The following is a 21,296-nucleotide window of genomic DNA, read 5'->3' on the forward strand; positions in this document are numbered from 1 at the left end:
CGGCAAGGCGACCACCTGTCCCACCCGGTGCTGCCGATCGACGCACAGCACCGGCAGCACCGTCGCGGCGATGAACGTCCGCCGACAAGCGAGCCGCAGGCGGATCAGAGGTAGACCACCCGGCTGCGACGCTCGGCATCGTCGCCGCACCCTGGGTGCGCGTCATTTTGCTAGCGGTAAATATCGAAAGTCATATCTGTCTCGGTGGGGTGTTCAGAGCACCGTGTTGACCAGCACGGTCAGCGCGACCGAGGCGAGGACCGAGAAGAGGATCATCAGCAGGCATCCGAGGCCGCCGCCGAGCGGCCGGATCTCCGTGTTACCGATGCGCATGAAGGTCCACCTGTCCGTCGAGAAGGTCGGGTCGGGCGAGGAAGGTGCGGACCGCGTCGGCCACCCGCGCCGGTGCCGTGGTGGCGACGTTGTGCGCGGCCCCGGGCACGGTCACCGGTGCCACCGTGGGGACCAGTCGGGCGACCGCCTCCCGCCAGGCGGGCGGCACGATCGGGTCCCGCCCGCCGGTGAGCACCAGGGTGGGCGCGGTGATCCGGGCCAGATCGGTCTCCACCGGGTTGCGCACCGAATGCGCCAGCGTGGCGTACACCCGGTGCGGGCCGGCGTCGCGGACGTCGCGGAGCAGGACCGGAAGTTGGAGCGCGGCTTCCCGGGTGGTGTCCAGCAGCCAGCGGCGGGTCTGCCCCCACCGGGACCGGGCGGCCGGGTCGCTGGTCGGCCCGGCCAGCACCACCGCCCGGACCGTGCGAGGGTGCCGGGCGGCGAGCGCCGCGGCCACCTCCGCGCCGAAGGAGTGCCCGAACACGCAGACCGGCCCCAGGTCGTACGCCGCCAGCCAGGCGGCCAGGTGCGCGGCGTGCCGGGCCGCGTCGTACGGCCGTGGGGGCGGGCCGCTCAACCCGAAGCCGGGCAGGTCCGGCACGTAGACCGGGTGCGTGGACGCGAGGGCCGTGGCGAGTGGGGTGAGGTACCGGTGCGAGACGGCCAGGCCGTGCACCAGCAGGACGGACGGTCGTCCCTCGGCCGGGCCGGGGGACCGGCGGCAGTGCGTGCGGATGCCGTCCACCAGCCGCCACTCGCTGGTCAGCCCGGCGGCCGGGCGTGGCGCGGCCAGCGCGACCCGTAGCTGTGCCCACCCGAACCGGTCCGGTGTCGGACCGGTCGTCCGGGCGCGTCCGGTGCCCCTCGGGACGGGAACCGACGGGTCGCTCACAGCTCGCGCAGTCGGGGCAGCAGCTCCTCGCGCGCCCAGTCCAGGAACATCGGCTGGCTGTCCCCGCCCACCTGGACGACGGCGACGTGGCTGAAGCCGGCGTCGACGAACTTCTTGAACGCCTCGACGTGCTTGTCGACGTCCGGGCCGCAGGAGATGCCCTCGGCGACGTCCTCCTCCCGGACGTACTGGCTGGCCGCCTCGAACGAGTCCGGGCCGGGCAGCTCGGCGTTGACCTTCCAGCCCAGGCCGAACCAGCGGAACTGGTCGTGCACGATCTTGCGGCACTCGGCCTCGTCCGGGCCGTAGCAGATCGCCACCTGCCCGTAGCGGGGCTGGCCCGCGCCGCCGGCGTCGTCGTACATCTGGATGATGTGCCGGTCCGGTTCGGTGGCGACGATGCCGTTGCCGTACTCGGCGGCGAGGGTGGCGGACTGCCGGCCGGAGGCGGCGATGGCCATCGGCACCGGCTGCTCCGGCCGGTCCCAGACGTACGCGTCGGGCACGTCGTAGTGGTTGCCGGAGAAGGTCAGCGTCTCGCCGTTGAGCAGCGGCCGGATGATCTGCAACGCCTCCTCGAACATCTCGTGCCGCTGTTGCACGTGTGGCCAGCCGCCGACCACGTGTTCGTTGAGGTTCTCCCCGGCGCCGAGACCGAGGGTGAACCGGCCGTCGGAGAGGACGCCGACGGTGCTGGCCTTCTGTGCCACCACGGTCGGGTGGTAGCGCCGGATCGGGCAGGTCACGAAGGACATCAGCTCGGCCCGGCTGGTGGCGTGCGCCACCGCGCCGAGCACCGACCAGGCGTACGGCGAGTGGCCCTGCGAGTCCAGCCACGGGTAGTAGTGGTCGGAGATGACGAGCTGGTCGAAGCCGGCCGCCTCCGCCCGTACCGCGTAGTCGACCAGCTGCTTCGGGCCGGCCTGCTCGCACATCAGGGTGTAGCCGACGTTGACCATCGCACGCTCCTCTCGCCGCACCGGTCCCTCCGGCTTACCCCCGGCCCCGCCGCTCAACCCTCCGGCGGCACGGCGTACGGGGCCGCAGGTGGACGATTTCTTAACCGGTTCAGGTTGCCGCCGGGGGACGCATCGGCCTACGCTGATCCCGCGCCGTGGAGTCGGGCGCGGCTGTCGGGCTGCAGCCGCCCCTCGTCACACCCTTCACCCCCGTCGGGCCGGGGGTCATCCCTGAGGAAGGTCATGAAGACACGACTCTCCGTCGTCGCCGCCACCCTGCTCGCGTTCGTGGTGAGCCTGGTGGCGTTCGGTGGACAGCCGGCGCACGCCGCGACCGGGTTCACCGTCGCCAACGGCAAGCTCTACGACGCCAACGGCGCGGAATTCGTCATGCGCGGCGTCAACCACGCCCACACCTGGTACACCCACCAGACCAGTTCCTTCGCCAACATCAAGGCGCTCGGCGCGAACACCGTCCGGGTGGTGCTCTCCAGCGGTCAGCGCTGGACCAAGAACGAGACCGCCGACGTCGCCAACGTCATCTCGCTCTGCAAGCAGAACCGCCTGATCTGCGTGCTGGAGGTGCACGACACCACCGGCTACGGCGAGCAGGCCGGCGCGGCCACCCTGGCCCAGGCGGTCGACTACTGGATCAGCGTCCAGTCGGCCCTGACCGGCCAGGAGAAGTACGTCATCGTCAACATCGGCAACGAGCCGTACGGCAACCAGAACTACAGCGGCTGGGCGACCGACACCGCCAACGCGATCAAGCGGCTGCGCACCGCCGGGTTCGCGCACACCATCATGGTGGACGGGCCGAACTGGGGTCAGGACTGGACGTACACCATGCGGGACAACGCCGCGTCGGTCTTCGCGGCCGACCCGGCGAAGAACACCATGTTCTCGATCCACATGTACGGCGTGTTCAACACTGCCGCGAAGATCAGCGACTACCTCGGCCGGTTCCGGACCGCCGGCCTGCCCATCCTGGTCGGCGAGTTCGGCCACAACCACTCCGACGGCGACCCGGACGAGGACGCCATCCTCTCCTACAGCCAGGCCAACGGCATCGGCTACCTGGGCTGGTCGTGGAGCGGCAACGGCGGTGGCGTCGAGTACCTCGACATGGCGATCAACTTCAACCCGGCCAACCTCAGCAGCTGGGGGCAGCGGATCTTCAACGGGACCAACGGCATCAAGCAGACCGCGAAGGAGGCGACCGTCTTCGGCAGCACCCCGCCGACGACTCCGCCGCCGACCACCCCGCCGCCCACGACCCCTCCGCCCACCACGCCGCCGCCGACCACGCCGCCGCCGGGCGGCTGCACGGCGACGTACACGGTGGTCGGCTCGTGGCAGGGTGGCTTCCAGGGTGAGGTCAAGGTGACCGCCGGCTCCGCCGCCATCCGCGGCTGGACGGTGAACTGGACCTTCGCCAACGGCCAGACGGTCACCCAGTCCTGGAACGCAACGGTGACCAGCAGCGGCTCGGCCGTGACCGCCAAGAACGTCAGCTACAACGGCAACCTCGGGGCCGGGGCCAGCACCACCTTCGGCTTCATCGGCTCGACGTCGGGCGGCAACACCGTCCCGACGCCCACCTGCACCGCGGCCTGATCCCGACCTCCCGGAGCGGGGCGACCCGAGCGGGAGAGTGATCCACGGCGCCGGTCGGCCGTATGGCCGGCCGGCGCTGCGTTATCGGCTGGCGCCGGTCCGTCATCATCCTTGTGGGGGAACGTCTATCCACATGGGAGAGTCATGTCGGATCTGTTCAGCGGCGCCCGTCGGGCGCAGATCGACAACCGGGACCTTGCCCGGGTCGCGGTCGTCGCCCAGTGCCTCGACAACCAGTGGGTCACCGAGGACCTGCTCACCGAGATCATCAAGCGGCGGCGGTCGTACCGGGACGTGGAGCGGCAACGCCAGCGCGACGCGCGGGCCGAGTACCTCCGCTCCATCCTCAACGCCGAGCAGGTGGTCGTCAACCGGGCGTACTTCTTCAACAACCCGGTCGTCCACCGGGACTTCGTCGCCACCGGCCCACAACGGGAGGCGTTCCGGGTGCTGCTGGACGAGGGCGTGATCGTTCCCTTCCTGCTGCGGGAGCGCACCCCCGCCGAGGAACCGGAGTTCGGCGTCGACTCCGCCGGCTGGCGGGGCTGGCTGCGGGTTCTCGACGAGGTGGACGCCGTCCGCTGCCTGCGACTGTCGTGGGACGACGACGAGAACGAGCGACTCACCCAGCGCTGCATGTACGCCGAGTTCCGCCGGTTCCTGGTCGACATGGCCGTCTTCGACCTGCCCCAACTGGAGCGGGACCTGGGCCTGCGGAACGAGGACCGACCGTTGCTCAAGCGCCGGTTGCGGGAGATCAACAACTGGGCGGTCGACAGCGAGCAGGTCACCCGGAACGGCTTCTACCAGGAGTTTCTGGTGGAGCCGGGCACCAACCCGGCGGACGGCTTCTTCCGCTCCGACCCACTGGTCGCCGAGTTCAAGCAACTCGTCGACCTGCGCTACAACACCACCCTTCCGGACGCCGTCGACGGATACGCCCTGACCCCGGCGGACTCGCTCCGCCGTACCGCCATGCAGGAGTACCGCCGGCCGGAGGGGGCGCACCGCGGCCTCGGCGACCTGCTGGAGGTGATCCGGACGCTCCGGCCGCAGGTCTTCGACCTGGCGCAGTCCCCGCTGCGGCTCGACCTGACCGGGTTGGACCTGCACCACGTGCGGCAGGCCCGGCAGACCGACGAGTGGCGCGACTACGTCGGCGCCCTCCAGGCGCTGCTCGACGAGCCGCTCGACTTCGTCGCCCGGTCCCAGTCGCTCTACGACCGGTACGTCGCGCTCGCCGGGCGGCTGGCCGAGATCGTGGGCGAGCGCCGGCAGGACCGGATGAGCGTCTGGGACCCGGCGATCCGGGTCACCGTCGAGGTGTCCGGCGCGGTCCTCTCGGTCGTCTTCGACGGTCACCCGCGACTCGAGATGGTCGGCGAGGTGCCCACCGAGGTCGTCGCCCGGGCCGCGACCGCCGTGCTCCGCTTCGCCGTGGTCGGCCGGGACGAGCGCCGCGCCGCCCGGGAACTGAGCACCGGTATCGACGTGATGCGGGTGCGTCTGCAACGGGCCGGGGAGGATTGGCGGGAACTCGTCCGCCGGCTCCAGGAGATGGGCTTCCCGGTCGCCGACGGGGACGCGGCCCGCGACGACGAGCCGAACATCGACCGAGCGCAGGGAGAAGACGATGACCAGTAGCTGGGAGCAGTACGCCGAACTGCGCGAGCGGCAGCCCGCCTACTTCGTCAACCCGCCGGACGCCGCCGTGTACATCCTGCACGAACCGGAGGAGGTGGCGGCGGCGGAGCGGGCCAAGGCCGAGTCGCTCCGCAAGCGCGGCCTGCCGCCGGAGTGGAGCCGGGTCGGGGTGGCGTACCAGGACGAGTACGTGACGCTGATCCGTGACCCGGTCCGCTTCTCCGACGGGTCGCTGGGGACGTACATCCGGTCGATGCCGGGCGGCGACGCGGACGGGGTGGTGCTGCTGCCGGTGCTCGACGGGGCGGTGGTCCTGGTGGAGCACTTCCGGCACGCCGTCCGGGGCTGGCAGCTCGAAGCCCCGCGCGGGTTCGGTGAGGCCGGCGTGCCGGCGGTGGAGCAGGCCGCCCGGGAACTGCGGGAGGAACTCGGGGCGGTGCCCACCCGGGTGGTCGACCTCGGGCTGCTGCACCCGGACGCCGGCACCGCCACCGACCGGGTCCACCTCTATCTGGTGGAGATCGCGGAGCTCGGCCCCCTGGACGCGGTGGAGGGCATCCGGGCCGCCCGGACGTACCCGCCGGAGAAGGTGGGCGAGCTGATCCGGGACGGCGTCGTCAGCGACGGGTTCACCATCGCGGCCTGGACCAGAGCGTGGCTGCGCGGGCTGCTCGGCACCGGTCCGACCGGACCCGCCGGTCCGCTGTGACCGGTGGTGTCCTCCCAGGTAGTTCCCAGTGGGAGCGGTTAGGGTGCGGAGAGTGGCGTCCGGTCCCACCTGTGAGGGCCGGTGCGATTTCCGGGAGTTTGCGACATGGTCTTCAAGAAGATGTTGAGCGCGTTCGGTGTCGGCGGGCCGACTGTGGACACCGTCCTCGCCAACCCGAACACCCGACCCGGCCTCATGCTCGACGGCCAGGTCAACCTGGTCGGCGGGGACGCCCCGGCGAACATCGAGCAGATCAGCGTCGGGCTGGTCACCCGGGTCGAGGTCGAGACCGGTGACGGTGAGTACGCGGGCGTCATGGAGTTCCACCGGATGGGGGTCAGCGGCGCGTTCCAGCTCGCCCCGAAGCAGCAGCTCTCCATCCCGTTCCAGCTGCCCGTGCCGTGGGAGACCCCGATCACCGACGTGTACGGCCAGCGCCTGCACGGCATGACCATGGGGCTGCGCACCGAGCTGGCGATCGCCCGCGCGGTCGACAAGAGCGACCTGGACCAGGTGTCGGTGCACCCGCTGCCGGTGCACGAGCGGATCCTGGAGGCGTTCCAGCGTCTCGGCTTCCGGTTCAAGAACGCCGACCTGGAGCGGGGGCACATCTACGGCGTGCAGCAGACGCTCCCGTTCTACCAGGAGATCGAGTACTTCGCCGCGCCGCAGTACGCGCACACGGTCCGGGAGGTCGAGCTGACCTTCGTGACCAGCCAGCAGGGCGTCGACGTGATCCTGGAGTGCGACAAGCGCGGCGGGATCTTCACCCCCGGGCAGGACACGTTCGGCCGCTACACGGTCTCCCACGCCGACGTCGACCGGGTCGACTGGGCCCAGGTGGTCGACGGGTGGCTCCAGGCCACCATCAACCGCTACGGCAGCATGCGTCCGCAGGGCTACGGCCACGGCTACGGCCATGGGCACGGACACGGACACGGCGGACACAGCCGGGGGATGGGCATGGGCGGCGTGGTGGCCGGCGCGGCCCTCGGCGTGGCCGGCGGCATGATCGCCGGCGAGATGCTCGACGACGCCTTCGAGGGTGACGACGGGGGCGACTTCGAGGAGTGACCCGTCCGGGTCGGTGGATCCGGCCGAACGGTACGACGACGGTGGCCCCCGGGGAATCCCCGGGGGCCACCGTCGCGGTGACGGCGGTCAGTGACCGCGCGTACCGTCCGTCCGGTCAGTGCCGGGCGGTGCGCTCCGCGCCGCTGCGGAAGGCGCTCCCGGCCTTGGCCAGGCCACGGCTACCCAGGTAACCGAGGGTCAGCAGGGTGATCATGAACCAGGCGTTGTCGGCCCGGAAGATGTCCACACCGGCCGAGTTCCGGCCCACCAGCTGCGAGGCGGCCAGGACGCCGATCACCGCGGCGACGTAGACCCAGAACTCGGTGGTCTTGAACGCGTTCTTCGTCTCCGTACCCGGTGCCTGCATGGCCTCGCGCCGGCCGTCGTGCATCATCGGCATGGGACGGGTCGGCGCCTCCGCCATCGCGCGGTTCGGCATGTCCTGTCCCGCCCGGGTCTGCATGTCCTGCGCCTGGCGGTTGACCGGCCTGGTGCTTGCAGCCTGCGTGCTCATCTTTCCTCCTCAGGATGCGATGAGTACTGCACCCACGCCCCCACTCCGCGTTCCGGTCACGGGGCGGTACTCGGCGGGGCATCGCCTGGCTACCCGGCGCCGGCGGGGCACTAACGCCGGCTCCCGGGCCGGATGACATCGTCGCCGGGTCCGCCGGCCGGCTCAGCGCAGGCCGTTGCGGATCGCCACCTCGACCAGCAGCCGCGGGTCGTCGGTGATGACGCCGTCCACCCCGAGGTCGATGACTCGCTGCATCACCGCCGGGTCGTTGACCGTGTACGGGACCACCTTCAGCCCGTACCGCCGCTGGAGGGTCGGCACGTCCGGTCCGTGGTGGTAGGCCGGGTTCTCCCGCAGGTACCAGTCGGCGGAGGTCAGGGTGCCCTGCGCCGGGTCGTGCACCTGCCAGTTCGCCGACACCGTGGTCGCGCCGGACGCGCGGACCAGCTTGCCCAGGTCGCGGTGCCGCCACCAGTCCAGCCCGGCCGTCCAGGGGCTCTTGACCGACGGGTCGTCGTAGACCGCCCGCAGCGAGCACTCGTCGGCGAGGCCGGCGCACTCGGCCGGGCCGTACTGCCAGACCAGGGCGACCGTCTCGATCCGCCGGTTCAGCTCCCGGGCGTGGGTGATGGTCCGCCAGTCGAAGGACTGAATGGTCACCCGGGACACGAACCCGGCCCGCTCGACCGCCCGCACCAGCTTCCGGGTGAACTCCCGGTACGGCGCGGTGTCCGCCACCAGCGGGCTGATCTTCGTCTCGATGTTCAGCCGTACGTCGTCCCGGCCGCTGGCCCGGACCAGGTCGAGGACCTCGTCCAGAGTGGGGATCCGGGCACCGGGCACGGGCACCTGGTCCGGCGCGTCCGGCGGGGTCAGCGTCCCGCAGTCCACGGTCTTCAGTTGGGCCAGGGTCAGGTCGTGCACCAGCTTCCCGACGTACGGGAACTCCGGGTCACCGGGGGTGGCCGGGGCGGTGTCCCGGCAGTGGCTGCCGTTGACCCGCCGGTCGTGCAGCACCACGAGGTGCCCGTCGGCGGTGACTCCGGTGTCCAGCTCCAGGGTGGAGACGGCCGGGTTCTCCAGCGCGTACGCGAACGCGGGCAGGGTGTTCTCCGGCCGGTCCGCCCGGCCGCCCCGGTGCGCCTGGACGTCGAACGGGGAGGCGTACCGGCGTGGCAGCTCGTGGCCACGCTCGGCGAGCAGGCCACGCAACCGGTCCGGGTAGTCGGTGATGATGCCGTCCACGCCGTCGTCGACGAGCTTCGCCATGGTCGGTACGTCGTTCACCGTCCACGGGATCACCTTCAGCCCGTTGCGGTGCGCGTGCGCCACCATCTCCCTGGTCACGTACGGCCGGTAGCCGGGGTCGGTGACCGTGCCGTTCTGCGGGAAGCCGTGCACCGGCGAGAACGCGTCCGCGCCGAAGCTGCGCACCGCGCGGACCGGGTCCCCACCGAAATCGTCGATGTCGATGCCGCCCAGCCAGGGCGACGCGCCGGGCTGACCGACCTGGAGGAAGTCGTAGTTGGTCAACGCGATCAGCGGGAGCTTCGGGTCGACCTGGCGCATCCGCATCAGCGCGCCCCAGTCGAAGCTCTGGATCGTCACCTGGTCGCGCAGCCCGGCCGCGCGGATCTCGGCGGCGGTGACCTGGACGAACTGTTCCCGGGGCGCGGTCTCGTGCGGCGCGCCGGCCTCCACCTTGGTCTCGACGTTCAGCGTCACGTCGTCGGCCCGGTACCGCTTCACCAGGTCGAACACCTCGCGCAGCAGCGGCATCCGGGCACCGGGCACGGCGACCTGACCCGGCCGGTCCGGCAGGGTCCTCGTGCCGCAGTCCAGCGTGCGCACCTGCGCCAGGCTGAGCGTGTTGACGTACTTCCCGACGTACGGGAACTCCGGGTCACCCGGGGCGACCGGGGCGGTGTCCACGCACTTCGTCCCGCTCACCCGGCGGTCGTGGGTGACCACGGCCTGCCCGTCCTCGGTGATCTGCACGTCCAGCTCCAGGGTGGTCACCCCCAGTTGGAGCGCGTTGCCGAACGACGCGAGGCTGCTCTCCACCCGCAGGCCCAGCCCGCCCCGGTGGGCCTGCACGTCGAACGTCCGGTCCGGGCGCGGTCGCGCCTGGGCGGGCACACCGAGCCCGCTCGTCACGATCGCCACCGCCAGGACCGCGGTGGCGGTACGGCGTACTGTCCGCACGCTTGCTCCCCTCGGGGGCGGGCGGGTCCCGCCTACCCGCCCGACAGCATCGCCGAGCGCGGCCGTCGCGCGGGCGAGCGGCAGACGACGTGACGGTGAACGACCCCTGACGCCGGTCGACCGGGGCGGCCGGGTTTAGCCGGGGCGGGGCCGGGCAGGCCACGGGTCGCCGACGAATCTGCGAGGTGATCCACGTGTCCGAGAGCATGCGCGAGTCCGCCCGCCGGACCGAGGAAAGGCTCCTCGCCGGGGTCTACGGCGAGGACACCCTGAACGAGGTGAACTCGCCCCCGAGCGACGTGCAGCAGCAGCTCCAACGCGAGGACCCGGGCGACCCGGCGGACGTGCCGATCGACCCGGAGGTGCTGCGCGACGGCGGCCCGACCCGGGGTCAGGGCGCGGTCACCACCACCGGCGGCACCGCCGGCCCGGCGAGCGTGCGGCGCATCGCCCGGCAACCGGAACGGCACCCCGGCACGGTCGCCCCGACCACCACCGGGGACGCCACCACCGGGGGCCTGAGCACCCCGGCCGGCAGCTCCACCAGTGACCAGTCCTCGGCCGCCAGCCAGGTCGGCGGCTTCACCGACGACTGACCCACCCGCCGGCGGTCAGGGGCAGACCAGGGTGGTCAGGCGCTGGGTGGCGCGGGTGAGGGCGACATACAGGTCGCTCTCACCGCGCGGGGACTCGGCGACGATCGCGTCCGGGTCGACCAGCAGGACGGAGTCGAACTCCAGCCCCTTGGCCTGGGCGACGGTCAACACGACGACCTGGCTCTCCAACTCGGGGTGCTCGCCCACCGCCGCCTCCGGCAGCGCGCCGGTCACCGCCGCGCCCAACTCGTCGACGCGTCCGGCCGGCACGATCACGCCGAGCCGGCCGTCGTCGAGGCCGGTCACCTCCCGGAGCGCCACGTCGACCACCTCGGCGGCGAGCCGCTCCGGGGCGACCGTACGCTCCACCGGCTCGACGCCGGTGCTGCGGACCGAGCGGGGTGGACGGAGTCCGGGGTCGATCCGGGCCAGCACGTCGGCGGCGACCGCCATGATCTCGGCCGGGGTGCGGTAGCTGACGGTCAGCTCCGCCAACCGCCACCGGTCGGCCACGTACGGCTCCAGCGCCTCCCCCCAGGACGGGGTGCCGGCGAGCGCGCCGGTCTGCGCGACGTCGCCGACGATGGTCATCGACCGGCTCGGGCAGCGGCGCATCAGCAGTCGCCAGGCCATCGGCGACAGTTCCTGCGCCTCGTCCACGATGACGTGCCCGAACGCCCAGTTCCGGTCGGCGGCGGCCCGCTCGGCGGTGGTCAGCGCGTCCCCGGTCTCCTGCCGTTCGAGCAGCCGGTCGGCGTCGAGCAGGTCGGTGACGCCGAGGATCTCACCGCCGTCCGCCTCGTCCTCCACGTCGATGGACCGGGAACCCCGCCAGATCTCCAGCACACCCTCGGCGTACTCCCGCGCCTGCGCGCGGATCCGGTCCCGGCGGGCCGCCGCCGCCCGGTCGTCCTCGCCGAGCAGTTCGGCGGCCTCGTCGAGCAGGGGCGCGTCGGAGGGGGCCCACCCGCCCGGTTCGCGGTGCAGCAGCGCCCGCTCGTCGGCGTCGAGCATGGGCGCGGCGGCGGCGATGCGGTCCGGGTCGGCGAACAGGTCGGCCAGCAGGCGCTGCGGGGTGAGCACCGGCCAGAGCTGGTCCAGCGCCGCGCGGATCCCCGGCTCCTCCCGCAGCTCCCGGCGGATCTCCGCGATGTCGGCCTCGTCGAGCAGGTTCTCCCCGCCGAGCGGGTCCGCGCCGATGCGTTCCGCCTCCTGGTCGGCGAGCGCGTGGATGACCTCGATGTCGAACAGCGCTCGGGCCAGGTTGTGCGGCCGACCCGAGCGGCGGGCCCGCTCCCGCGCCTCCCGGCACACCTGCGGGGTCAGCGTCAGCACGTCCCGCTGCTCCAGCTCGATCTCCAGCGGCTCGTCCGGCACCTGCTGCCGGTCCCGGACGGCGCCGGCGAGCACCTCGACCATCGTCGTCCGCCCCTTCAGGGCGGCGGTCCGGGCCGACTCGGCGCGACGGGCGGTCACGCCGGGGAAGAGGTCACCCGGCGTGCGCAGCAGCACGCCGGTCTCGGCCAGTGTCGGCAGCACCTGGGAGATGTAGCGCAGGAAGGTCGCGTTCGGCCCGACCAGCAGGACGCCCCGGCTGGACAGCTCCCGACGGTGGGTGTAGAGCAGGTACGCGGCGCGGTGCAACGCGACCGCCGTCTTGCCGGTGCCCGGCCCGCCCTGCACGACCAGCACCCCGCCCAGGTCGGCCCGGATCACCCGGTCCTGTTCGGCCTGGATGGTCTCGACGATGTCCCGCATCCGGCCGGTCCGGCTGGCGTTCAGCGCCGCCAGCAGCGACGCCTCACCGGTCAGCTCCTCGTGCGCGGTGGGGGAGGCGCTGGTCAGGTCGAGCGTCTCGTCGTGCAGCCCGACCACCTTGCGGTCCCGGGTCCGCAGGTGCCGGCGGCGGCGTACGCCCTGCGGATTGGCCGCCGTGGCCAGGTAGAAGGGCCGGGCGGCCGGGGCCCGCCAGTCCATCAGCAGCGGGTCGTAGTCGTCGCCGGTGTCGAAGATCCCGATTCGGCCGATGTAGTGGCGTGAGCCGTCGTCGGAGTCCAGCCGGCCGAAGCAGAGCCCCTGCTCCACGGCGGAGAACTGCTCCACCTGTTCGGCGTACATCCGCACGACGGTGTCCCGCTGGGAGCGGGCCTGCATCGTGCCACCGTCGCTGCGCAGCTCCTGGGCCAGCCGGTGGGCGGCCTGGTCACGCAGCCCGTCCAGCCGGCGGTAGAGCATCGAGACGTACTCCTGCTCGTGGCCGATCTCGTCGGTGTGCTGCTGCTCGTCGGACTGCGTTGACAAGCCCTCTCCCAATTCGCTAAAATAGCTTCGAGCGGCCATTTGCTAATGGTCGTTCTTTTTGTGTCTGAACTGAGAAAGATAGCCTGCCCCGGCGGTAGGAACCAAGTCCCGGGAAAGAATTCGCGTCACCGGAACGGGTTCCGGTGACGCGAATCGTGGGTGGTGCGCGGTCAGCCGCGGGCGACCTCGTAGAGCCGCTCCGGGGTGACCAGACCGGCGAGCACCCGGCCGTCGTCGGTCAGCAGCACGCTGAAGATCGTCCCGGAGAAGAGCCGGCCGCTGCCCCAGGGGCCGCTGACCTTGGGCAGCTGGTTGAGCAGGTCCAGTCCGGCGGCGGCCTCCGACCCCTCCGGCTGCCGGGCGGGGGCGTCACCCGCCGGCCGTCCGGTGGGAGCGCCGGTCCGGGCGACCAGCACGGCGGCCCAGCCCTCACCGACCACGGTCGCGTCCCGGTCCTTCGCGCCGCCCGGCTTCTCCGCCCCGGCCGGGCGCTCGGGCCGCGTCCCGGTCGACTTCTCCTCGTTCACCTTCACCCCGGGCGGCGGGTTGAAGGTGAACTGGTCCGCGTCCGGACGGCTGAAGTCGACCTGGGTGAAGGCGACCTCGATCGCCGGCGCGTCCCCCTCGTCGGCGAAGAGCTCGAAGCGCAGCGGCACGTGCTCCTTCGCGTCCAGCGCGATCCGCACCTGGTCGACCAGGGAGGCGGTGTTCCTCGGCTTGAGCACCAGCTCGTACGCGTCCCGCCCGGCCACCGTCGCGGACCGGCCGACGCTGACCTCGGTGGTCGGGTCGATCGCGGCCAGCGCCCGGTCGGCCGCCTCGGCCGGGGTGACCGGCAGCTCCGTGCCGGCGTCGGGCCGCTGCCCGGCGTCGGCCGGCAGCGTCCGGTGGAACGCCTCGTTCTTCTTGCTGTTCCACACCCACAGGTCGGCGCCGTTGCGGATCACGTCCCGCTCGCCGAGGGTGTCCTTGAAGGCGATCCGCGCCTTGTCCGGACCGGAGTACCAGACCCGCATGGTGTGGGTGCCGGCCACCAGGGCGGTCAGGTCCTCGCGGCGCTCCGCGACCGTGGCGACCAGCGGGGGCAGACCGAGGTCGGCGCGCTGCACCACGGTGCCGGAGAGCCCCTCCAACCGGGACGTCTGAAGGTCGACCAGGAGCTGGGCGGCGCTCCTCGGCGGCAGGCTCGGCTCGGCCTCGGCGGCGAACCGGCCGACCGCCGCGCCACCGCCGATCAGGACGACCGTCGCGGCCGTCGGCACGATCCAGCGCAACGCCGGACGGCTTGTCAGAACAGACATGTGCACCTCCTGACCGCCATCCTGCCCGACGGATGCTGTGAGGGTGCTGAGGAGAAGGAATCGGCGGGCGGCGCGACGGTGGCACCCTTGACCCGTGCGACTGCTGGTGGTGGAGGACGAGACCCGGCTGGCCGGGACCCTGCAACGGGGGCTCCAGGCGGAGGGCTTCGCGGTGGACGTGGCGGCCACCGGTCCGGCCGGGCTGGACGCCGCGCGGCACGGCGGCTACGACGCGATGATCCTCGACGTGATGCTCCCCGGGCTCTCCGGCTACGAGCTGGTGCGCCGGCTCCGGGCCGAGGAGCACTGGCTGCCGGTGCTGATGCTCTCCGCCAAGGACGGCGAGTACGACCAGGCCGACGGGCTGGACTGCGGGGCGGACGACTACCTCACCAAACCCTTCTCGTACGTGGTGCTGCTGGCCCGGCTGCGGGCCCTGCTGCGCCGGGGCGCGCCGCAACGCCCCACCGTGCTGACCGTCGGTGACCTCAGCCTCGACCCGGCCGGTCGGCGGGTGACCCGGGGCGACACCGAGATCGCCCTGACCGCCCGCGAGTTCGCCCTGCTGGACTACCTGATGCGCCGCCCCGGAGAGGTGGTCTCCAAGACCGAATTGCTCGACCACGTCTGGGACGCCAGCGTGGAGACCGCGCCGAACGCGGTGGAGGTGTACGTCGGCTACCTCCGCCGCAAGATCGGTCGGCACCACCTGGAGACCGTCCGGGGCGCCGGCTACCGCCTGACCCCGTGACCCGACCGGTGGAGCCCACGGCGGCGGGGGAGCGCGCGGCCCGCCGCACACCCCCGCTCGGGCTGCGGGGCCGGCTCACCCTGGTCAGCGTCCTGGGGCTGGCGGTCGGGCTGGCGCTGGGCGGGCTGGCGCTGCTCAGCGTGCTCGGCCACGTCCTGCAACGCAGCGTCGACGCCGAGGCGTTCCAGACCGCCGACGCGGTGGCGCTGCTCGCCGCCGAGGATGCCCTGCCCGACCCGCTGCCGGTCGCCGCCGGACAGGTCCGGGTCCAGGTGGTCGACGGACAGGGACGGGTCCGGGCCGCCTCGATCGACGCCGACCGGCTGGTGCCGATGCTGCCGGTGGACCGGATCGACCACGCCACCCGGCAGCGCGCCTTCGTCCGGGGGGAACGGCTGGGACTGCCCGGTCCGGTCCGGGTGGTCAGCGTCCCCGCCGGTACGCCGACCGATCCGCTGACCGTGCTGGTCGGCAAGTCGATGGCGGACGTGAACCAGGGCGCCAAGGTGGTGCGCTTCGTCCTGCTGGTGGGCATTCCGCTGCTGGTGGTGATCCTCGGCGGGGTGACCTGGCGGGTGGTCGGGGCGACCCTGCGCCCGGTCGAGGCGCTGCGCAGCGGGGCCGAGGAGATCACCGGCCGGGCCAACGGCGGGCGGCTGCCGGTCCCGGCCTCCCAGGACGAGATCCACCGGCTGGCGGTCACCCTGAACGACATGCTGGCCCGGCTGGAGGCGGCCCGGGCCCGGCAACGGGCGTTCCTCGCCGACGCCGCCCACGAGCTGCGCAGCCCGCTGACGAACATGCGGACCGAACTGGAGGTGGCCGGGCGGCTGGGGGAGCGGACCGACTGGCCGGTGGTGGCCCGGGACCTGCTCGCGGACACCGAACGGCTCAGTCGTCTCGTCGACGACCTGCTGCTGCTGGCCCGGCTGGACGAGGCCGGGCACGCCGGCGCCGGCAGCGTGGGCGCGGTCGCCGGGGCCGACACTCCGGGGCGGGCGGTACGCGGGCGGCGGGCCACCGGCCCGGTCGAGCTGACCGAGCTGGTCCGGGCCGTCGCCGCGCGCTTCCCGTCCCCTCCGGTACGCGTCCTGCCGGCGTCCGGCCCGCAGTGGACGGTCGGCGACCCGGACGAACTGCACCGCGTCGTCACGAACCTGATCGACAACGCGGTCCGCCACTGCCGGAGCACGGTCGTGATCGAGGTGACCGCCCTCGCCGACGCCCATCTGGTCACCGTGACCGACGACGGGCCGGGCATCCCGGCCGCCGACCGGGAACGGGTCTTCGACCGGTTCACCCGACTCGACGACGCCCGGGACCGGGACGCCGGGGGCGCCGGCCTCGGCCTGGCCATCGTCCGGGAACTCGTCCGGCTGCACGACGGCACGGTGCGGCTCTCCGACGCCGGGCCGGGACTGCGGGTCGCGGTGTGCCTGCCCGCCCTGCCCGACCCGGACGCCTGACCGCCCCGGCCCTGGTCCGCCCGCCCCGGGTGGTCGACCGGACCGCCCCGGCTGCCCCGGCTCCGGTCAGCTCCGCTTCGTGCAGACCGGCTTCGCCCGGCCGACCGTGTCGGCCGAGTGGACGACCGCCACGGTGAAGCAGTAGTCGGTGCCACGGTCCAGCCCGTAGACGATGTAGTTGGTCGCGCCGGCCGGCAACTCCTGGAAGGCACGTGCGTCCGTTCCCACCCGGCCGCCGGAGACCAGCACCGGACCCTCTGCCCCCGCCGGGTACGTCCAGGTCAACGTGACGCTGTCCCGGTTGTCGCGCAGGGTCACCCCGCTGGGCGGGGCGCCGGGCGCCGCGCTGGCCGGTTTCGCGGTGCCGCCGGGTGTCGCGCCCGGGGAGGTCGGAGTGCCGGGGACGGGCGGCGGCTGCCCACCCGGCTCGTCGACCCGGGCCACCCCGGCGATCACCGCGCCCGTGCCGAGCAGCACCACGACCACCCCGGCGACGACCAGGGGCGCGAGCCGGCGGGGCGGATCGGCCGGCGGACGGGGAACGTGCACCGGCAGCCGTGAGCCGACCCGCACCGGCAGGTGGGCGACCCGGTGCACGCCCGGGGACTCCTCCGGGCGCTGTCCGGCGGTGAGGCCGACCACCGACGGCGGCACGGCCGGGGCGGTCGGGGCCCGGGTGCCGGCCGGGTCGTCGGGGCGGTCCACCTCGCCCTCCGGAGGCCACCAGTCGTCGCCGTCCGGGCCGTCGCCGTACCGCCCCGGGCCGGTGGACCGCTGGTCGTGCCGGTACGGGCGACCGTCGGGACCGTACCGGTGGCCGGTCGACCAGCCGCCGTCCGGTCCGGCACCTCCGCCCTCCCGGCTGCGCTCGGCGGTGTACCCGGCGTCGTCCGCGTACCCGATCCCGTCGCTCGCGTACCCGACGCCCCCGTCGGCGTACCCGGCCTCGGCGTAACCGGCCTCGGCGTACCCGGGGTCGGCGTAACCGGGGTCGTGCCGCTGTCCGGCGTGGTGCTGCTGACCGCCGCCCGTCGACCGCTCGTCCGGATGGTGACCCGGGTACGTCCGGTACCGGTCGGGACCGCCCGGGTACGCGTCACCGGTGCCGGTGCGGTCGGCTGGCTCCTCCTCCGGAACCCGTGGGCGGGGCACCGGACCGTGCCCGGCCCCGTAGCGCTCGTATCCCGCCCCGGAGCCGTACGGCGGTTGTGTGTCGTAGCCGGCGTCCGTCCGGTAGGCGTCGTCGTGGCCGGTGTCCCAGGGCTCCGGTCCGGGGCCGTCGGCGTGGTCGGCCGCCTCGGGGGGCCAGGCTCCACCGGTGTCGCCCTCGTCGGTCGACGGGGTCCGCGCGGCGGGCGCCACGGCGGACTCGGCGTCGTCGACCTCGTCGCAGGCGTGGTCGGGATTGGCGGCGGCCCGGGCCAGAGCGGCCACCTGGGCGGCGAGCGGGTCGTCCGGGTCCAGGTGCTGCCGGCACAGTTCCCGGGCCAGGGCCAGGTTGTCGTGCGCGTCGGCGAAGTGACCGCAGTCGCGCTGCATCGCCCCGAGCCGGGCGAGCATCTTGATTCCGCTGACGTGCCCGTCGCCGTACACCTCGCGGTGCAACTCCCAGGCATCCTGGAGGCGTTCCCGGGCCACCGTGCACTCGCCCCGGGCGTACTCGACGGTGGCCAGGTCGGCGTGCGCGGCCAGCACCCGCAGCGACTCCGGCCCGTCGAGCGCGGTCAGCTCGATGATCACCTCTTGGTACAGCCGGGCGGCGCGGGCGTAGCTGCCGACCCGGTGCAGCACGGCGGCGAGGGTCGCGGCGGCGGCCACGGTCCGTTGGTCGGACGTGCCGTACAGCCGGGTCATCGCGGCGTACGCGAACGCCGCCCAGCCCCGGGCGGAGTGCGGTTCGCCGAGGGTGACCAGCACCCGGGCCTGGAGGCCGGCGGCCTCGGCCAACTCGGGGGAGGCGTTCGCCGGTCGCGGGTCCGCGTCGGCCAGGGCGTCGGCGAGCAGCTCCTGGGCACCGGAGAGGTCGCCGGCGGCCACGAGATGGTGCGCCTGGCCGGTCAGTTCACCGAAGGGGGAGGACACGCCTCATCGTGCGCATTCCGCGACGGTATGTACAAGACCCGTCAGGTGGCAGTTTGGTCAGGATAGTGGTCGATCGACGCCCAGATGGTCCACGAGGGACTCGCTGATCCGGCGCAGCTGGTCGACCTGCGCCGGACTGAGCGCGTCGAACAGGTGCCGGCGCACCCCCTCGACGTGGCCCGGCGCGGCGGCGGCGAGCGCGGCGAAGCCGGCGTCGGTGAGGACGGCGAACTGTCCCCGTCGGTCGGTCGGGCAGTCCCGGCGGCGCACCCAGCCGGCGGCCTCCAGCCGGGTAACCGCATGGGACAGGCGGCTGCGCGAGGACCCGCTGGCCAGGGCCAGGTCGGTCATCCGCAGCTCCCGGCCGGGCGCCTCGGAGAGCCGGACCAGGATCTCGTAGTACGCGTGCGGCATGCCGGCGTCGTGTTGCAGCTCGCGGTCGAGGGCTTCCATCAGCGCCCGGGAGGCGGCCAGGAACGCCCGCCAGGTGCGCTGCTCGTCGGGGTCCAACCAGCGGGTCATGGAACCATCATACGACAACTAGTTGAACGCTCAACAAAACCGCGCTACCGTGGCGGGCATGGGAATCCACCGCCTCAACCACGCCGTCCTCTTCGTCCGCGACGTCGAACGCAGCGTCGCCTTCTACCGTGACGTGCTCGGCTTCCAGCCCGTGCCGATGACCCCCGACGGGTTCACCGGCGCCGCCTTCCTCCAGGCGCCCGGCTCGACCAACGACCACGACCTCGGCCTCTTCGAGATCGGTGCGGCGGCCGGCCCGTCCGAGGCGGGCCGCCGCACCGTCGGCCTCTACCACCTGGCCTGGGAGGTCGACACCCTCGACGAACTGGCCGTCACCGCCGAGCGGCTCACCTCGGCCGGCGCGCTGGTCGGCAGCTCCGACCACGGCACCACCAAGAGCCTCTACGGCCGCGACCCGGACGGCCTGGAGTTCGAGATCGTCTGGCTGGTCCCCGCCGACCGGCTCGACGCCGCCGCGCTCGCCGCGCGCACCCGGATCGGCCGCCTCGACCTGGCCCGCGAACGGCAGCGCTACGGCGGGCAGACCCGGGGCGGCGTCGGCGTCTCCGTCCCGGCCTGACCCGGAGCGGCGTCCCCGTCCCGGCCCGTCCGGAGCGACCCGTCCGCGCGCCCCGTCCGTCCGCCCCCGGTCCGTCCGCCCCCGCCGGGACTGCCCGGCCGACCGGCGGGGACAGTTCGCGGTCCGTCCGCCCCCGGCCCGCCGGGCCCACGCCGGACGCCTGGTAGAACCACAGGATGTCGCGTGATCCGTACGACACCGTTCTCTGCGGGCTCCTCGCCCGTCAGCTCGACACCTGGCTCACCGGGGCGCTGCGCCGCTCGCGGCGGGTCACGCTCGCCCTCGCGTACGCCGGCCCGTCGGGCAGGACCGTCGAGGCCGCCCTGGGCGCCCTGACCGACGCCGCCGACCGGGTACGCGGTCGGCGCGTCACCGTCGTGGTGGTCGGCGGCGACCCGGACCTGCCGGGCCGGCTCGGGGCGGTGACCTCCCTCCCCGCCGACGTGGCCGTGTACCCCGTACCCGGTGCGCCGGACCGGCTGCCGGTGGCGTTGAAGGCGGCCGGCGCGGCCGGCGCACCCACCCTCACCGTCCTCGTCGACCTGGCCGGCGTCGTGCTGGGTGGACCGGCGGCGGCACCTTTCCTCACCGCCGCCGCCGCGGGCCGCCCGGCCGACCTGCTGCTCGCCGTGCCCGCCGACGTGGACGGCCCGGCCGCTCTCCAGCGGGCCGGCTTCCCCCTGGTCACCGGGGTCGAGGCCAGCCCGGCCGACGACGGACCGGCCCGGCTGCTCGCCCTCGGCACCGGCTCGGACCGCAACCTGGAGGCGGGCAAGGAGGCCATCTGGCACGTCGGTGCGACGGCCGGGTTCCGCTACCGGGACCTCGACGGCGTGCCGCGCGACCTCACCGCCGCTGTGGACGCCGACCGGCTCGGCGCGCTGCTGGTCGCCGAGCTGACCCGCTCCGGCCCCCGCACCGTGACCGAGCTGCGCCGACACGTGCTGACCACCACCCCGTACCGGGCCACCGACGCGGTGCGGGCGCTGACCGCGCTCCTCGACGCCGGCACGGTGACCCGGGAACCGGCGGACGGCCGGCTCGGCGGGGACGTGCTCATCCACCCGACGGAGTAGTCCCACCCGACGGGGGAGTCCCGGCCGGCGGCGGGTTCCCGGCCGGCGGAGAAGGCCCGGCCTCCGGGGCAGTCTTCGGTGGCGGGCTCGACGGGGGGCGCTCGGTCAGACGCCTGAACAGGATCGACACCCCGGTGGCGACGACGCCGATGCTGAAGACCATCTGCCCGCCGACCACCGCCCGGGCGACCTGTCCCTGGGCGTGCACGTCGCCGTAGCCGATCGTGGTGAGGGTGGCGAGCGAGAAGTAGAGCGCGTCGATCCGGGTCCGCAGGCTGACGAACTGCGTCGGGTCGCTGATCGCGATGACGTAGTCGGCGAGCGCGAAGGCGAGCACCCCGGCGACCAGCCCCACCGCGAGGTGCCAGAGGGCGGTGGACTCCCCGTCGTCGGCGAGTTGCCGGCGCACCTGTCCGGTGACCAGCCCGGCGACCACCAGCACCAGCACGGCGGTGCCGAGCGCCCGCAACGCCAGCCGGACACTGTTGACGTCCGGTTCGACCGGGGCCACGAAGTACGCGAGCAGGAGCAGCGCCGACGCCCACAGCGCGTGCCGGCGTTCGCGCCGGTGGGGCCGCTCCCGGGTCATGGGGTGATTGTCGACCCCGGCCCGCCGGCCACCGGCCGGAACGGGGAACCTGGTGCCCGGCGGACGACCCGGACGCGTCGAG

General features: G+C 73.4%; 18 protein-coding genes. 9 read left to right on the forward strand and 9 right to left on the reverse strand.

Translation table 11 applies throughout. From position 1 onward, the window contains the following. Positions 1-319 precede the first annotated feature (319 nt). Together QSK20_RS05720 and QSK20_RS05725 are read right to left on the reverse strand one after the other, a co-directional pair. Entirely contained in the window at positions 320-1,228 is a 909-nt protein-coding gene (locus tag QSK20_RS05720) for an alpha/beta fold hydrolase (protein WP_285787485.1), read from the reverse strand. Next, positions 1,225-2,187 (reverse strand): TIGR03557 family F420-dependent LLM class oxidoreductase, encoded by a 963-nt coding sequence (locus QSK20_RS05725; protein ID WP_285787486.1) that lies wholly within the window; start codon positions 2,185-2,187, stop codon positions 1,225-1,227. The genes QSK20_RS05720 and QSK20_RS05725 overlap by 4 nt, the downstream gene beginning before the upstream one ends. A gap of 243 nt (positions 2,188-2,430) precedes the next feature. Between QSK20_RS05725 and QSK20_RS05730 the strand changes: the two genes are divergently transcribed. From QSK20_RS05730 to QSK20_RS05745, 4 genes are all read left to right on the forward strand, one after another. Continuing rightward, the gene (locus QSK20_RS05730; protein ID WP_285787487.1) at positions 2,431-3,804 is read left to right on the forward strand and encodes a cellulase family glycosylhydrolase; all 1,374 of its coding nucleotides are present in this window, start codon (positions 2,431-2,433) and stop codon (positions 3,802-3,804) included. 144 nt (positions 3,805-3,948) lie between these two features. Beyond that, on the forward strand, positions 3,949-5,448 hold the full coding sequence (locus QSK20_RS05735) for a hypothetical protein (RefSeq protein WP_285787488.1): 1,500 nt from the start codon (positions 3,949-3,951) through the stop codon (positions 5,446-5,448). After that, positions 5,438-6,157, forward strand: coding sequence for an NUDIX hydrolase (locus tag QSK20_RS05740; protein WP_285787489.1), 720 nt, complete (start codon positions 5,438-5,440; stop codon positions 6,155-6,157). Before QSK20_RS05735 ends, QSK20_RS05740 begins: the two co-directional genes overlap by 11 nt. Positions 6,158-6,262: 105 nt before the next feature. Then, a complete protein-coding gene (locus tag QSK20_RS05745) occupies positions 6,263-7,231 on the forward strand; it encodes a sporulation protein (RefSeq protein ID WP_285787490.1) in 969 nt (322 codons plus the stop codon). Between the two features lie 115 nt (positions 7,232-7,346). Here QSK20_RS05745 and QSK20_RS05750 read toward each other — a convergent pair whose 3' ends face one another. Both QSK20_RS05750 and QSK20_RS05755 read right to left on the reverse strand, forming a co-directional pair. Further along, positions 7,347-7,745: a hypothetical protein gene (locus QSK20_RS05750; protein WP_285787491.1), complete on the reverse strand. Its 399-nt coding sequence runs from the start codon at positions 7,743-7,745 to the stop codon at positions 7,347-7,349. 162 nt (positions 7,746-7,907) lie between these two features. Beyond that, a complete protein-coding gene (locus QSK20_RS05755; RefSeq protein WP_285787492.1) occupies positions 7,908-9,950 on the reverse strand; it encodes a glycerophosphodiester phosphodiesterase family protein in 2,043 nt (680 codons plus the stop codon). Between the two features lie 188 nt (positions 9,951-10,138). Here QSK20_RS05755 and QSK20_RS05760 point away from each other — a divergent pair, with 188 nt between their 5' ends. Then, positions 10,139-10,546 carry a hypothetical protein gene (locus QSK20_RS05760; protein WP_088985196.1) on the forward strand — a complete coding sequence of 136 codons (408 nt, stop codon included), beginning with the start codon at positions 10,139-10,141 and terminating at the stop codon, positions 10,544-10,546. 15 nt (positions 10,547-10,561) lie between these two features. Here QSK20_RS05760 and QSK20_RS05765 read toward each other — a convergent pair whose 3' ends face one another. Together QSK20_RS05765 and QSK20_RS05770 are read right to left on the reverse strand one after the other, a co-directional pair. After that, a complete protein-coding gene (locus tag QSK20_RS05765) occupies positions 10,562-12,886 on the reverse strand; it encodes a HelD family protein (protein ID WP_502888848.1) in 2,325 nt (774 codons plus the stop codon). A gap of 131 nt (positions 12,887-13,017) precedes the next feature. Next, complete coding sequence (locus QSK20_RS05770) at positions 13,018-14,148, reverse strand: LolA family protein (protein ID WP_285787493.1); 1,131 nt, start codon at positions 14,146-14,148, stop codon at positions 13,018-13,020. Between the two features lie 94 nt (positions 14,149-14,242). Between QSK20_RS05770 and QSK20_RS05775 the strand changes: the two genes are divergently transcribed. Together QSK20_RS05775 and QSK20_RS05780 are read left to right on the forward strand one after the other, a co-directional pair. Next, the gene (locus tag QSK20_RS05775) at positions 14,243-14,899 is read left to right on the forward strand and encodes a response regulator transcription factor (RefSeq protein ID WP_285787494.1); all 657 of its coding nucleotides are present in this window, start codon (positions 14,243-14,245) and stop codon (positions 14,897-14,899) included. Then, positions 14,896-16,365 (forward strand): sensor histidine kinase, encoded by a 1,470-nt coding sequence (locus QSK20_RS05780; protein ID WP_502888849.1) that lies wholly within the window; start codon positions 14,896-14,898, stop codon positions 16,363-16,365. The genes QSK20_RS05775 and QSK20_RS05780 overlap by 4 nt, the downstream gene beginning before the upstream one ends. A gap of 66 nt (positions 16,366-16,431) precedes the next feature. On the opposite strand, the gene QSK20_RS05785 is transcribed toward QSK20_RS05780, so the two are convergent. Together QSK20_RS05785 and QSK20_RS05790 are read right to left on the reverse strand one after the other, a co-directional pair. Continuing rightward, positions 16,432-18,447, reverse strand: coding sequence for a fibronectin type III domain-containing protein (locus QSK20_RS05785; protein ID WP_285787495.1), 2,016 nt, complete (start codon positions 18,445-18,447; stop codon positions 16,432-16,434). Positions 18,448-18,504: 57 nt separating this feature from the next. Next, positions 18,505-18,969: a MarR family winged helix-turn-helix transcriptional regulator gene (locus QSK20_RS05790; RefSeq protein ID WP_285787496.1), complete on the reverse strand. Its 465-nt coding sequence runs from the start codon at positions 18,967-18,969 to the stop codon at positions 18,505-18,507. 58 nt (positions 18,970-19,027) lie between these two features. Between QSK20_RS05790 and QSK20_RS05795 the strand changes: the two genes are divergently transcribed. Together QSK20_RS05795 and QSK20_RS05800 are read left to right on the forward strand one after the other, a co-directional pair. Next, a complete protein-coding gene (locus QSK20_RS05795) occupies positions 19,028-19,549 on the forward strand; it encodes a VOC family protein (RefSeq protein WP_088979964.1) in 522 nt (173 codons plus the stop codon). A gap of 176 nt (positions 19,550-19,725) precedes the next feature. After that, positions 19,726-20,625 carry a hypothetical protein gene (locus QSK20_RS05800; RefSeq protein ID WP_285787497.1) on the forward strand — a complete coding sequence of 300 codons (900 nt, stop codon included), beginning with the start codon at positions 19,726-19,728 and terminating at the stop codon, positions 20,623-20,625. Here the strand turns inward: QSK20_RS05800 and QSK20_RS05805 are convergent. Next, positions 20,606-21,214 carry a potassium channel family protein gene (locus QSK20_RS05805; RefSeq protein WP_285787498.1) on the reverse strand — a complete coding sequence of 203 codons (609 nt, stop codon included), beginning with the start codon at positions 21,212-21,214 and terminating at the stop codon, positions 20,606-20,608. The two genes, QSK20_RS05800 and QSK20_RS05805, sit on opposite strands and share 20 nt — an antisense overlap. Positions 21,215-21,296 lie beyond the last annotated feature (82 nt).

The organism is Micromonospora sp. NBRC 101691 (assembly GCF_030269285.1).
GTDB classification, from domain to species: domain Bacteria; phylum Actinomycetota; class Actinomycetes; order Mycobacteriales; family Micromonosporaceae; genus Micromonospora; species Micromonospora echinospora.